Annotated in this window: 9 protein-coding genes and 1 pseudogene; 7 read left to right on the forward strand and 3 right to left on the reverse strand. The window is 72.8% G+C overall.

The features are described 5' to 3' along the window. The first annotated feature begins 9 nt into the window (after window positions 1-9). Both EDC02_RS13730 and EDC02_RS13735 read left to right on the forward strand, forming a co-directional pair. Entirely contained in the window at window positions 10-888 is an 879-nt protein-coding gene (locus EDC02_RS13730; RefSeq protein ID WP_158632191.1) for a CPBP family intramembrane glutamic endopeptidase, read from the forward strand. A 122-nt stretch (window positions 889-1,010) separates the two neighbouring features. Continuing rightward, the gene (locus EDC02_RS13735) at window positions 1,011-2,252 is read left to right on the forward strand and encodes an FAD-dependent oxidoreductase (RefSeq protein ID WP_123604766.1); all 1,242 of its coding nucleotides are present in this window, start codon (window positions 1,011-1,013) and stop codon (window positions 2,250-2,252) included. Here EDC02_RS13735 and EDC02_RS13740 read toward each other — a convergent pair. Beyond that, complete coding sequence (locus tag EDC02_RS13740; RefSeq protein WP_123604767.1) at window positions 2,240-4,912, reverse strand: glucosidase; 2,673 nt, start codon at window positions 4,910-4,912, stop codon at window positions 2,240-2,242. The two genes, EDC02_RS13735 and EDC02_RS13740, sit on opposite strands and share 13 nt — an antisense overlap. Window positions 4,913-5,095: 183 nt before the next feature. On the opposite strand from EDC02_RS13740, the gene EDC02_RS13745 reads away from it, so the two are divergent. The 5 genes and pseudogenes from EDC02_RS13745 (at window position 5,096) to EDC02_RS13765 (ending at window position 11,272) form a co-directional block, all read left to right on the forward strand. After that, complete coding sequence (locus EDC02_RS13745) at window positions 5,096-7,027, forward strand: amylo-alpha-1,6-glucosidase (RefSeq protein ID WP_123602293.1); 1,932 nt, start codon at window positions 5,096-5,098, stop codon at window positions 7,025-7,027. 151 nt (window positions 7,028-7,178) lie between these two features. Further along, the gene (locus tag EDC02_RS13750; RefSeq protein ID WP_123602294.1) at window positions 7,179-8,513 is read left to right on the forward strand and encodes a glycosyltransferase family 4 protein; all 1,335 of its coding nucleotides are present in this window, start codon (window positions 7,179-7,181) and stop codon (window positions 8,511-8,513) included. A 162-nt stretch (window positions 8,514-8,675) separates the two neighbouring features. Further along, window positions 8,676-9,479, forward strand: a pseudogene (locus tag EDC02_RS13755) (serine/threonine-protein kinase); the annotation flags it as partial. A gap of 136 nt (window positions 9,480-9,615) precedes the next feature. Beyond that, a complete protein-coding gene (locus EDC02_RS13760; protein WP_123602296.1) occupies window positions 9,616-10,383 on the forward strand; it encodes a TIGR03089 family protein in 768 nt (255 codons plus the stop codon). Window positions 10,384-10,465: 82 nt separating this feature from the next. Then, a complete protein-coding gene (locus EDC02_RS13765) occupies window positions 10,466-11,272 on the forward strand; it encodes a metal-dependent hydrolase (protein ID WP_123602297.1) in 807 nt (268 codons plus the stop codon). A 35-nt stretch (window positions 11,273-11,307) separates the two neighbouring features. Here EDC02_RS13765 and EDC02_RS13770 read toward each other — a convergent pair whose 3' ends face one another. Together EDC02_RS13770 and EDC02_RS13775 are read right to left on the reverse strand one after the other, a co-directional pair. Then, window positions 11,308-11,901, reverse strand: a complete 594-nt coding sequence (locus EDC02_RS13770) for an NTP transferase domain-containing protein (protein WP_123602298.1) — start codon at window positions 11,899-11,901, stop codon at window positions 11,308-11,310. 134 nt (window positions 11,902-12,035) lie between these two features. Continuing rightward, entirely contained in the window at window positions 12,036-13,703 is a 1,668-nt protein-coding gene (locus EDC02_RS13775) for a bifunctional 3'-5' exonuclease/DNA polymerase (protein ID WP_123602299.1), read from the reverse strand. Between the last annotated feature and the right edge of the window lie 228 nt (window positions 13,704-13,931).

Genomic DNA, 13,931 nt, shown 5'->3' on the forward strand with positions numbered 1-13,931 from the left:
CTCGGCGCCATGCCGTCACGCGCCGTCGCACTGGACCGGCTGTTGACCGGGTTCGGCCTGGCGATGATCGGCGGCGCAGCGCTGTGGCTGCTCGCCACCGGGCGTACCGAGGTGACGACCTCGGCGGACGTCGAGGCGTCCCCGGTGACGATCCCCACGGTCGTGGTGCCGTTGGTCGCCGGGATGCTGCTGGCCAGGCTGGTGCCGCCGCAGCTGCCGGCGTTGCGCCCGGCGGACGCCGACGCGCGGTCGGCCCTCACCCGGCAGGTGGTCGGCCTGGGCACGGTCGCGGTGGCGTTCGCCGTGCTGGCGTTGCTCCTCGGGCCGGGAAGCGTCTGGTACGGCCCGGTGAAGGTCGCGCTGCTTCTCGGTGGCGCCTGGTGGGTGCTGCGGAACTGGCCGGCGCCACCGCCCGACGGCCGGGAGCATCGGCGGGCGGTCCCGGGGCGGTGGTACTGGCTGGGTCCGCTGCCGGCGGTCGTCGGCTGGGCCTGGCTGGCGTACTACAGCCCGCTGACCGGACCGTCCGACCTGTCCGGCTACCGGGCCTACGAGCCGATGGTCCTGCTCGGGGCGATGCTGCTGACCTTCCTTACCGCGAGTGTGCTGGAGGAGGTCTTCTACCGAGTGCTGCTGCAGACGCGGTTGGAGGCGCTGCTCGGCCGCTGGCCCGCGATCACCGCGACCGCGCTGCTGTACGCGGCGATGCACACCCACCGGATCGGCACCGGCCCGCTGGCCGACATGGTCGCGGTGGTGCTGATGTTCAACGGCGGGCTCGGCCTGTTCCTCGGCTACCTGTGGTCGCGGTACCGCAACGGGTGGGCGATCGTCGCCGTGCACGGCGCGGTCAACTCACTCACTCTGCTGCCGCTGCTCGTCGGCTGACCCGCCCGCGTTCAGTCGGGCGGTGTGGTTGCCCACACCGGTCCGATGGGTCGGACGGATCGCCGCAGTCGCGCTATCGTCGATTTATTCAACGCGTAATGAAATCGATGGAGGTGGTCGTGATGGGCGTTGACACCGCCGACTGTGTGGTCTCCGGTGGTGGACCGGCCGGCATGATGCTCGGCCTGCTGCTGGCCCGCGCCGGGGTGCGGGTGGTCGTCTGTGAGAAGCACGAGGACTTCCTGCGGGACTTCCGTGGCGACACCGTGCACCCGTCGACGTTGCGGCTGCTCGACGAGCTCGGCCTCGGCGACCAGTTCGCCGCTCTGCCGCAGACCCGGATCCACGAGGTCGCCTTTCCGACCGGCGAGGACCGGCAGATCGTCGTCGGGGACCTGCGCCGGTTGCACACCCCGCACCCGTACATCGCGATGGTGCCGCAGTGGGACCTGCTCAACCTGCTGGCCAAGGCGGCGTCGGCCGAACCGACGTTCACCCTGCGGACGGGGACCGAGGTGACCGGCCTGCTGCACGACGGCGACCGGGTCGCCGGGGTGCGCTACCGGACCACGGACGGTGTCACCGGCGAGATCCGGGCGGCGCTGACCGTGGCCTGCGACGGGCGCTGGTCGACCGTGCGACGGGCGGCCGGGCTGCGGCCCCGCGAGTTCCCGGTGCCGATCGACGCCTGGTGGTTCCGGCTGCCCCGGCGCGACACCGACGACCTGCCGGGCCTGGTGCCGGCCGCCGGCCACGGCGCGATGGTCGTGGTGTTTCCCCGGGAGGGCCACCTGCAGGTCGCCTACATCGCCCGCAAGGGGACCGACGCCGAGTTGCGCAGCCGCGGGCTGGCGGCGTTCCAGCGCCAGGTGGCCACCGTCGCACCCCGGCTCGCCGACCGGCTCGACGCGCTGACCAGCATGGACGACGTCAAACATCTGGACGTACGGGTGAACCGGCTGCGCCGCTGGCACCGCGACGGTCTGCTCTGCATCGGCGACGCCGCGCACGCGATGAGCCCGGTGGGCGGGGTCGGCATCAACCTCGCCGTCGCCGATGCCGTCGCGGCGGCGACCCGGCTGGCCGGGCCGCTGCGCCGGGGCCGGATCACCCCGGCGGAGCTGGCCACGGTACGGGCCCGCCGGGCCCTGCCGACCGTCGTGGTGCAGACCCTGCAGCAGAACCTGCACCGCACCATCGTCCAGCCGATCCTGGACGGTCGGCGGGTCGGCCCACCGGCCCCGCTGCTGACCCTGATGCGCCGGTTCCCACCGGCGTCGCTGCTACCCGCCTACCTGATCGGCATCGGACCGCGTCCCGAGCACGCACCGGAGTACGCCCGCCGGCGGGGTCAGCCGGGCTGACCCCGCCGGTCGGCCCGCACGGTCAGGATCAGATCGGCGACCAGCGCCGTCCAGCCGGTCTGGTGCCAGGCGCCCAGGCCGGCGCCGTTGTCGCCGTGGAAGTACTCCGGGAAGGCGATCAGATCCCGCCAGTCGGGGTGCTGCTGGAACGTCTCGGCGGCGCCGTAGATCGGCCGCCGGCCGTACCCGTCGCGCAGGAACAGCGAGATCAGCCGGTGCGACAGGTCGTCGGCGATCGCGTTGAGGGTGCGCTTGGAGCCGGACCGGGTCGGGTACTCGATCAGCAGGTCGTCGCCGAAGAAGGTGGCGAAGTCACGCAACGCGCAGACCAGCAGGTAGTTGGTCGGCATCCAGATCGGGCCCCGCCAGTTGGAGTTACCGCCGAACAGCCCGCTGGCCGACTCGGCCGGCTCGTAGCCGACGGTGAAGTCCTGCCCGCCGAGGGAGACGGTGAACGGCTCGTCGAGGTGCCGCCGGGACAGGGTGCGCAGCCCGTACGGGGAGAGGAACTCGTCCTCGTCGAGCATCGGGGCGAGGATCCGCACGATCTGCTCCGGGCCGACCATGGACAGCAGCCGGTGCTGCCGGCCGTCGCCGGCCAGCCGGCGGGCGCCGATCACGTCGGCGTACTCCGGTTTGTTGGTCAGGAACCAGCGCAGCCGGGCCGCCAGCTCCGGCAGCCGGGCCAGGGTGCCGGAGTGCAGCGTGGTGGTGGCCGCCAGCGGCAGCAGGCCGACCACCGACCGCACCTTCAGCGGCAGCGTGTCACCGTCGGGCAGCCGCAGCTGGTCGTAGAAGAACGAGTCCTCCTCGTCCCACAGCCCCTGGTCGTAGGCGGCGGCGGCGATGTAGGCGAAGTGTTCCAGGAACTTGGTGGCGATGTCGGTGTAGGTGTGGTCGTGCACCGCCAGGGTCAACGCCATGTCCAGCATGTTCAGCGCGTACGTCGCCATCCACCCGGTACCGTCGGACTGTTCCAGCACCCCGGCCACCGGCAGCGCGGCGGACCGGTCGAACGGGCCGACGTTGTCCAGCCCGAGGAAGCCGCCCTCGAAGACGTTGTTGCCGTTGATGTCCTTGCGGTTGACCCACCAGGTGAAGTTGAGCAGCAGCTTGTGCATGATCCGGGCGAGGAACTCGAAGTCGCGCCGGCCGTCGATGTCGAACACCCGCAGCGCCGCCCAGGCGTGCACCGGCGGGTTGACGTCGGCGAACGCCCACTCGTACGCCGGGATCTGCCCGTTGGGGTGCATGTACCACTCGCGTAGCAGCAACAGCAGCTGGTCCTTGGCGAACTGCGGGTCGACCCGGGCCAGCGTGGAGCAGTGGAACGCCAGGTCCCAGGCGGCGTACCAGGGGTATTCCCACGGGTCCGGCATGGAGATGACGTCGAAGCTGTTCATGTGCCACCAGGCGGCGTTGCGGCCGTGGCCACGCCCGTTCGGCGGTGGCGGGCTGGCCGGGTCGCCGGTCAGCCACTGGGCGACGTCGAAGTGGTAGAACTGCTTGCCCCAGAGCACGCCGGCGAATGCCCGGCGGGCGACGAGGCGTTCGTCGTCGGTGGCGGCGGCCGGGATGACGGTGTCGTAGTAGCGGTCCGCCTCGGCGTGCCGGGCGGCCAGCGTCGCCGCGTGCCCGGCGCCGAGGTTGAGCCGGGGCGGCGGGGTGTTGCCCGGCGGCGACGCGGTCAACGTCAGCCGGAGCCGGATCCGGTCCTCGCCGCCGGCCGGCACGTTCAGCACGTAGTGCAGCGCGCCCTTGGTGCCGGTCAGCTCCGGGTTGACCGTGTCGGCGCCGTCGACGACGTGGTCGTTGATGCCGTCCTTCGGGTACGGGGTGCGCGACGGCTGGTCCCAGAGCCGCTCGGCGTTGCTGTCGTTGTCGCAGAGCAGCGGGGTGGGGTCACCGTCGCCCTGCAGCACCAGCTGCCCGAGCACCCAGTGGTGGCCGACCAGGCGGTCGCCGTCGCCGGTGAGCACCGGGATCTGGTCGCGGCCGGGCAGCCCCCACGCCCAGGTGTTGCGGAACCACAGGCTGGGTAGGACGTGCAGTCGGGCATCGGTGTCGCCCCGGTTGGCCACGGTGATCTCGATGCACATGTCGGTCGGCCCCGCCTTGGCGTAGTCGACGGTTACCGCCCAGTACCGGTCGTCGTCGAAGATGCCGGTGTCGACCAGTTCATACTCGGTCTCGTCGCGGCCGCGCATACCGTTGACCGCGACGAGATCGTCGTACGGAAAGGCGGCCTGCGGATAGTGGTAGCGCCAACGCATCCAGGAGTGGGTGGGCGTGGAATCCTCGTACCACCAGTAGTCCTTCGCGTCCTCGCCGTGGTTGCCGCCGTCGCCGCCCAGGCCGAACATGCGCTCCTTGAGGATCGGGTCCTCGCCGTTCCACAGCGCCAGGCCGAAGCAGAACGTCTGCCGGTCGTCACAGACGCCGGCCATGCCATCCTCGTTCCAGCGGTACGCCCGCGATCGGGCATGATCATGCGGGAAGTAGTCCCACGCCGTACCGTGCTCGCTGTAGTCCTCCCGTACCGTGCCCCATGCCCGCTCTGACACGTAGGGCCCCCATGCCCGCCACGGCTGCTCACCCGCGTCGGCTTCCGCCAACCGGGTGCGCTCCGGATCACGATACGTCCGCCTGGAGTTGACCATGACGGTCATTCTTCCTGGGACGTGTTTCCGGCACTTGTCGGACCGTCACCTTGCCGGCACACCAGCGCCGTTTCGCCGGCCAGCCCGGCTCCGTCACCGCCCAGCACCGCCATCGACACCCCACCGCCACGTCCCGCCACCGGCCCGCAGCCCTCTCGCCGGTCGACCAGCCATGGAGGAACATTGCTCGACATCAGCTTCGGACCGCAGGTCTGCGGCGACCTGGCCGCCGGAGCCAGCCGGGAGTGGCTGGTCACCGACGGCCGGGGCGGCTACGCGATGGGCACGGTCAGCGGTCTACGTACCCGGCGTTACCACGGCCTGCTGGTGGTCGCCGGCACCACCTCGGCGGCCCGGCGGGTCGGGCTGGTCAGCCTGGACCCGGCGGTCACCCTGCCGTCCGGCGCGCAGGTCCGCCTCGGCGTGCACGAATGGTCGTCCGGCGTGGTCGACCCGCCCGGCCACACCCTGCTGGAACGGTTCGACCTGACCGACGGGGTGCCGCGCTGGCGGTGGCGGATCGGCGACGTGGTGATCGAACGGGAGATCGCGATGACGCACGGCTCGCCGTGCGTGGCGGTCACCCACCGGCTGGTCAGCGGCGGGCCGGTCACCCTCACCCTGGCCGCGGTGACCACCTGGCGGGACGCGCACGGCGAACGGGACAGGCAGGCTCCCCCGCCGCGGATGGACAACGTCGACGGCGGGACGGTGATCGAGGGCGCGTTCCGGGTGCACGGCCCGGACTGGGTGCCGGCGGGCAACTGGTGGGACGGCGTGTATCACCGCGAGGAGGCGGCGCGTGGGCTGCGGGCCGAGGAGGACCTGTGGTACGCGGGCAGCTTCACCGCCACCCTCGACGGCCCCGGCGCGGTGGCCGAGGTGACCGCGTGGGCGGAACAGCTGGAACAGGTGCCGGCACCGGCGGCCACGATCGTCGCCGCCGCCCGGGCCCGTAACCGGGCGGTGGTGGCGGCCGCGAAACCGGCCGACGCCGTCGACGCCACGCTGGCCCTGGCCGCCGACGCGTTCGTGGTGCGCACCGGTTCCGGGCCGGACGTGGTGGCCGGCTACCCGTGGTTCGGGGCGTGGTCGCGGGACACGATGACGTCGTACGAAGGGCTGTTCCTGGCGACCGGGCGGGCCGACGAGGGCCGTGAGCTGCTGCGCGGCTACGCGGCGACGCTGTCCGATGGGATGCTGGCGAACACCGCCGACACCGGGCACGTGGAGTACAACACCGTCGACGGCACCCTGTGGTTCCTGCACGCGGTGGACCGGCACGTCACCGCGACCAGCGACATCGACCTGGCGGCCGAGCTGCTGCCGGCGCTGCGCGAGGTGGTCGCCGCCCATCTGCGCGGCACCCGGTACGGCATCCGGGTGGACGAGGGCGACGGGCTGCTCACCGGCGGTGCCGGCGGTGAGGCACTGACCTGGATGGACGCCCGGGTGTACGGGGTGCCGATCACCTCCCGGGAAGGCAAGCCGGTCGAGGTGAACGCCCTGTGGGTCAACGGGCTGGCGGCGGTGAGCGAGCTGGCGCAGCTGGTGGACGGTGACCCGGGGGCGGCGACGAGCGTGTACCCGAAGGCGCAGGAGTCGTTCCGGGCCCGCTACCCGGCCCCGTCGGGCTGGCTCTACGACGTGCTGGACACCCCGGCGCAGTACCCGCTGGGCGGGGATCCGCACGCCGACGACGACGCGCTGCGCCCGAACCAGCTGCTCGCCTGGTCGCTGCCGTACGCCCCGTTGGAGCCGGACCCGGCTCCGTTGCGGGCGATCGGCGCGGCGCTGCTGACCCCGCTGGGTCTGCGCAGCCTGGCCCCGGACTCGGCCGGCTACCTCGGGCAGCACCGGGGCGGCCCGGCCCGCCGCGACGGCGCCTACCACCAGGGCACGGTCTGGCCGTGGCTGATCGGACCGTACGTGTCGGCGGCCCGGCGGGCCGGTCTGGACATCTCCGACGTGTTCCTCGGGCTGACCGCCCACCTGAGCGAGTACGGGCTCGGCTCGGTCAGCGAAACGGCTGACGGGGATCCGCCGCACGGCGCCACCGGCTGCCCGTTCCAGGCGTGGTCGGTGGCCGAACTACTCCGGGTCCGACAAGTCTGATCAGTTCCTGTTACATCAGCGCAACGCGAATGTCTTCCCTGGTTATCCCGTTGCCGGCAGTATCGTCGGCAACCCAAAGACGCGTCAGCACCCGCAATAGGTGTCTGATCGCGCATGTCCGGTGCCGATTTGAATTGAGGGGGGTCTGCCGATGTCACCTGCCGCCGACGTGATCGACATCCGCGCACCACGGTCGCAGCGGATTCTGATGCTGTCCTGGGAGTACCCACCCGTCGTGGTGGGCGGACTGGGCCGACACGTGCACGCCCTCTCCGTCGCCCTGGCCAACGCCGGCCACGAGGTCACCGTCGTCACCCGCCACGCCCCCGGCGCCCCCCTCGAGGAATACGCCGACGGCGTCCGCATCATCCGCGCCGCCGAGGACCCACCCCTGTTCCCCCTCGCCACCCCCAGCCTCCTCGCCTGGACCATGGCCTTCAACCACACCCTCACCCGCGCCGCCCTGCGCGCCACCCAGACCGCCGAATACGACGTCATCCACGCCCACGACTGGCTCGTCACCCACACCGCCGTCACCCTCAAGGAACACCTCGACATCCCCCTCGTCGCCACCATCCACGCCACCGAGGCCGGCCGCCACCAGGGCTGGCTCCCCGACGAGATGAACAAGTCCATCCACTCCATCGAACACTGGCTCGGCCACGAGTCGTGCCGGGTGATCGCCTGCTCCGGCTACATGCGCTGGGAGGTCAGCCACCTGTTGGAGCTGCCGGCGTCGCGGGTGGACGTGATCGCCAACGGGGTGAACGACCGGGTGTGGCGATCGTCGACGCGGGCGGTGGCGGCGGCCCGCGAGCGGTACGCCGCCGACGGGCCGCTGATCGGCTTCGCCGGTCGGTTGGTCTACGAGAAGGGCGTCCAGCACCTGATCGCCGCGCTGCCGTGGCTGCGTCAGCGCCATCCCGGGCTGCGGGTGATCGTCGCCGGCGACGGGCCGTACCGGGGTGAACTGCAGGCGCAGGCCGCGCGGCTCGGCGTCGCCGACCTGATCGACTTCGCCGGGTTCATGACCGAGTCGCAGCTGCCGGCGGTGCTGGGCGCGACCGACGCGACCGTGGTGCCGAGCCTCTACGAGCCGTTCGGCATGGTGGCGTTGGAGGCGGCGGCGGCCGGCGCGCCGCTGGCCGTGTCGGCCACCGGCGGGCTCGCCGAGATCGTCGAGAACGGCGTGACCGGTACGACGTTCCGGCCGCAGGATCCGCACGGGCTGGCCCAGGCGGTGCACACGCTGCTCTCCGACGAGCTGTTCGCCCGGCGGGTGGCCCGGTCGGCCCGGCAGCTGGTGACCCGGCGGTACGGCTGGGCGACGATCGCGGCGCAGACCGCCGCCACGTACGCCGCCGCCGTGCGCGAGGCGCCGGGCTTCAACACCCGGCGGGCGGCCGCGCAGCTGGCCGGCGGCGCGGGCAAACTCGTCGTGCCGGACGGCAACCTGCTCGCGGCGGTCGGCGGCGCCGTCTCGTAGACGGCTTCAGCTGCTCGTCGGCACCCTCGGCTGCCCGTTAATGTACTCGGCTGTTAGGTCACCCGGGGCAGCGAAACGGTGGATGATGGCCGCTTCTCCAGCTGATCCGGCATCGTCAGCCCACGACTACTGTATGCAGTCGTGGGCTGACGATGGGAGACGGTGATCGTGTCACCGCAGCTGATCGCGGACCGCTACCGGCTCGTACGTCCGGTCGGCAGCGGCGGGATGGGGCGGGTCTGGCTGGCCCGCGATGAGGTCCTGCACCGCGACGTCGCGGTCAAGGAGGTGCTGCCCCCGGACTGGATGAACGGCGCCGAACGCGAGGCGCTGCGCCGCCGGACGCTGCGGGAGGCGCGCAGCGCCGCCCGGCTCAACCACCCCAACGTGGTCCGCATCTACGACGTACGGCACGTCGCCGGCAGCCCGTTGATCGTGATGGAGTACGTGCGTTCTCGCTCGCTGCACCAGGTCGTCGCCGAGGACGGCCCGCTGCCGCCGGTGCGGGTCGCGGCGATCGGCCGGCGGGTGCTGGCCGCGCTGCGGGCCGCGCACGGCCACGGGGTCCTGCACCGCGACGTCAAGCCGCACAACGTGCTGATCGGCGACCGGGGCCGGGTGGTACTGACCGATTTCGGACTCGCCACCCTGGACGGCGACGGCGCGCTCACCCGGACCGGGATGGTGATCGGCTCGCCGCAGTACATCGCGCCGGAACGCGCCCGGGACGGGGTGTCCACCGTGGCAGCCGACCTGTGGTCGTTCGGCGCCACGCTGTACGCCGCCGTCCAGGGCCGTTCCCCGTACGCCCGGTCGACCCCGATGGCGACGCTGACCGCGCTGGCCACCGCGCCACCGGACCCGGCGACCCGGGCCGGGCCGCTGCGGCCGGTGCTCGCCGGTCTGCTGCGCCGCGACCCGAGACGACGGCTCGACGTGGACGAGACCGACCGGATGCTGCGCCGGGTGACCGCCGGCGCCCCGGCCGGCACCACCGCCGTGACCTGGCCCCGACTGCGCGACGTGGCCGCACGGTTACGGGTCCCCGGCGCCCTGACCCGGTAGGGTCGGCCGCGACGATCATTCACACCCTGGAGTACGCATGGACGCGTCCGCCCTCGCCAGCGCGCCCGGCCTGGGCATCTACCCGGGCGACCCGACGACGCCCCTGCTGACCTGCTACGACGACGCCACCGGCGAGCGGACCGAACTCTCCGCGACCGCGCTGGGTGCCTGGGCGGCCCGGACCGCGGCGGTGCTGCGCGACGGCTGCGGGCTGGTCACCGGCGACCGGGCGGCGATCCTGCTGCCGCCGCACTGGCAGACCGCCGCCGTACTGCTGGGTGCCTGGTCGATCGGGGTGTCGGTGTCGATCCGGCTGGCCGCCACCGCCGGCCTACCGGTGATCGAGCCGGGTGGCGACGAGCCGTTGGACGCGGTGTTCGCCGCCCGTGGCCGGATCGACGACTGGTTGGAGGACGTGCCCGGGGCGCGGCACCGCTTCATGCTCGACATCGGTGCCCGGGCCGCTGCGGGCACCCCGCCGCCGGAGGGCTACCGGGACTTCCTCGCCGAGGCGTGCCGGTACCCCGGTCAGCCACCGGCGTACGGGCTGGTCCGGCCGGGTGATCTGGCCAGCGTGGACGGGACCAGCTACGCCGAGTGGGGTTCGCTGGCGCTGGAGATCGCCGCGCAGCAGGACGTCACCGCCGGCGACCGGGTGCTGGTCGACGGCGGCCAGCACGAGCACCCGCTGTTCTGGCTGCTCGCCCCGCTCGCCGTCGGCGCGAGCGTGGTGCTCTGCGTCAACCTGGACCCGGACCGGCTCGACCCCAGGGTGGACAGCGAAGGAGTCACCCGGGTGCTCTGACCGCCGTACCGGTGTGGACGGTGCCACCACCATCTGACAGAGTGACCTCCGCCGAGAAGTTGACCTTGGAGGAAGCTCGACCATGATGGGTCCGTCCCACGCGCTCTCCGGCGCCGCCGTGTGGCTCGCCGGTTCCTGGGCGCTCGATCAGTTCGCCGGCTACGAGCAGTCGCCACTGATGATCGCGGTCGGCACCGCCGTCTGCGCCGGCGGCGCGCTCTTCCCGGACCTGGACCTGTCCGGCAAGGTCACTCGCAACCAGGGCGGCGCCACCGTCGCCCGGACCTTCGGGGTGGTGTCGCTGTTCGTCGCCGAGGTCATCGAGAAGATCTCCCTCGGCGTCTACCACGCGACGAAGCTCAGCAAGGATCCGAACCGCAAGAACGGGCACCGGACCCTCACCCACACCATCCCGTTCACCGTGCTGGTCGGCTGGGGCACCACCGCGCTGTGCGCCGCGTACGGCAAATGGGCGGTGATCGCCATCCTGTTCTTCATGATCGGCCTGGCGTTGCGGGGCCTGTTCGACGAGTGGGCCAAACGCGCCGGCTGGGTGATCGTCACCCTGCTGTCATTGGGCGCCGCCTACTTCACCTACCTGCATCTGCCCGGTGACCGGGGCTACCCGATGCTCGGCCTGGCGATGGGGGTCGGCTGCTTCGTCCACATTCTCGGTGACCTGATCACCCGGGCCGGCGTACCGATCCTGTGGCCGATCCCGATCGACCGGCGGATGTGGCGGATGATCGGCCCGTCGGACCGGTTCTCCATCAGGGCCGGCAGCAAGTTCGAGGTGGTCGTGCTCCGCGGTGTGTTCAGCGTCGTGTCGGTGCTGGCCATCATCGGGCTGGCCATCCCGGCGGTGCACCGGCACTTCACCGACAGCTGAGCCACCCGTCAGGTTAGAGCGAGCCGCGGGTCGGGTCACGCCGGGGTGCGCTGCACCGGCACCGCCAGCCCCCACGCCGCGACCGACTCCGGGGTGTTCACCTGCCCGCCTTCGGCGACCCCGTCACAGGAGATGTCGATCACCTCGCCGGTGTGCGCGAGCAGGTACGGCCGGGCACCGCCGTCGGCGTTGGCCAGGGTCGCGATCGCCGCCCAGTGCCGCCGGCCGAACACCATCGGGTAGCTGCGCGTGCCGGCGTAGGTGGCGCAGACCAGCACCTCCGGGTACGGCAGCGCGGTCACCCGGCGCAGCGCGTCGGCGGTGATCCCCGGCATGTTGACCGGGAACACCACCACCGCCTCGGCGTCGGAGTCCTTCAACGCGTCCAGGCCGACCCGCAGCGACGAGCCCAGCCCGGTCCCCCAGGCCCGGTTGACCACCACGGTGGCGCCGGTCAGGTCGGCGGTGTCGCGTACCTGGTCGGCGGCGGCACCGAGGACCACCACGACCGGATCACAGCCGGTCTCCCCCACGATCCGCAACGCCCGTTCGACCAGCAGTTGGTCGCCGCGGTACAGCAGGGCCTCCGGCCCGCCGATCCGCCGACCCCCACCGGCCGCGATGATCATCCCCGCGATCCGACTCAGCTGAGCCACCCCCGCAACGTCTGCCCGGCCGGTCCAGCCCGGCCGGCGGTCACAGCGCCCGCCAAACGCTGCCCGATCCGATGGAACGCACAACGGGCCCAACGATCAGGTGGCGATCAGGTGGCGTCCGCGTAGCAGGTGACGGTGGACACCTCGAGCGGCACCCGGACCGGGGTGTCGCCGAACAGCACCGTGGTGGCCCGGCCGGCGCACTCCCGCACGGCGACGGCCACCGCCGCCGCCTGCGTCGCCGGACAGTGCACCACCACCTCGTCGTGCTGGAAGAAGACCAGCTCGGCGGCGGTGCCGGCGATCGCCTGACGAACGGTGGCCAGCAGGATCAGCGCCCACTCGGCGGCGGTCGCCTGGGCGACGAAGTTGCGGGTGAACCGCCCCCGGGCCGGGGTGCCGACGTCCGACGGTGGACAGGTCCGGCCGAGCCAGGAGCGCACCAGGCCACCGGTCTCCCCGGTCCGGGCCGCCGACTCCAGGTACTCGAACGCGACCGGGTAGCTGCGGCGCAGCACGGCGAGGGCCGGCACGGCGGCGCCGCCGGTCTGCCCGTACATGGCGCCGAGCAGCGCCACCTTCGCCCGGGCCCGGTCACCGCCGAACGAGTCGCGGGCCAGCGCGGCGTACAGGTCACCGGCACCGCCGGCGGCGGCCAGCCGGCGGTCACCGGACATCGCGGCGAGCACCCGTGGCTCCAGCTGGGCGGCGTCGGCCACCACGAAGCACCAGCCGGGGTCGGCGACCACCGCCCGGCGGACCGCCTTGGGGATCTGCAGCGCCCCGCCGCCCCGGGTGGCCCACCGGCCGGACACCACCCCGCCCGGCACGTACTCGGGGCGGAACCGGCCGTCGCGTACCCATGCCTGCCGCCACGCCCAGCCGTGCGCGGTCCAGATCCGGTGCAGTTCCTTGTACTCGATGAGCAGCGGAACTGCGGGGTGGTCCACGCCGCGCAGCACCCAGGCCCGGGTGTTCGGCAGGCTGATCCCGACCCGGGCGAAGGCCCGCAGCACCTCGGCCGGTGAGTCGGCGTGCAGCTGCCGGACTCCGAACGCGGCGGCGATCCGGCCGGCGAGCTCGGCCAGGCGGCGCGGCGGCCCGCCGACCGGCGACGGCGCGCCGAGCAGCTCGGTGAGCAGCGCGTCGTGCAGGTCGGCCCGCAACGGCAGCCCGGCGGCACCCATCTCGGCGGCGACCAGCGCGCCGGCGGACTCGGCGGCGACCAGCAGCCGGAACCGTTCCGGCCGGGCGGTGCCCGCGATGCGGCGCTGCTGGTCGGCGTACACCCGGGTGAGCGCGTCGATCGGATCGGCGACCGTCGCCGGGGCCGGCACGTCGTCGAACAGCGCGGTCTGACCGTGCCCGGGCGGCGCGGCACCGGGCGCGGGCGGGTCGGGTGGCACCGGCGCGCCGGTCAGCCGGGCGTACGCGGCGGCGAGCGACCGGGGCTCGCCCCAGCGTCCGTCGTAGCCGAGCAGCAGCGCCTCGGTCAGCTCGACGTCGTGGCACCGCTCGACCCGCACGCCGGCCCGCAGCAGGGCCGGGTAGATCGCCGCGGTCGTCGCCCACAGCCAGCGTGGCTCGGGTACTGGTCGCGCCGCCGGTGGCTGCGACGGTGGCAGCCCAGCCGCCGGTGCCTGCGACGGTGGCGGCCGGTCGACGGCCGCCGCCAGGTCGGGCACGGCCTCGACCGGGCCGGCGGGCCGCCCATCGGCGTGCAGCAGCCGGCGCACCCCGCCGCCGCCCGGACCCGCCGCCACCGCCACCAGCACCCGCTCATTGTCGCCCCGGCGTACGACACCGGACCGGTCTCCCGGTCATTCGGTGCGACAGCCGGCTACCCGGCCGACCCCGCCCTGCGGGCCTGACGCATGTGCTCTCCAGGTCTGATGCATGTGTGGCATCGCGATGCCACACATGCATCAGACCTGCGAACACCAGGTGGGCAACCGTGTCGACGGGCAGTGGTCAGGGTCAGGTCAAGAACGCAGAAATGCGTA

It is taken from the genome of Micromonospora sp. Llam0 (assembly GCF_003751085.1).
Taxonomy (GTDB): domain Bacteria; phylum Actinomycetota; class Actinomycetes; order Mycobacteriales; family Micromonosporaceae; genus Micromonospora_E.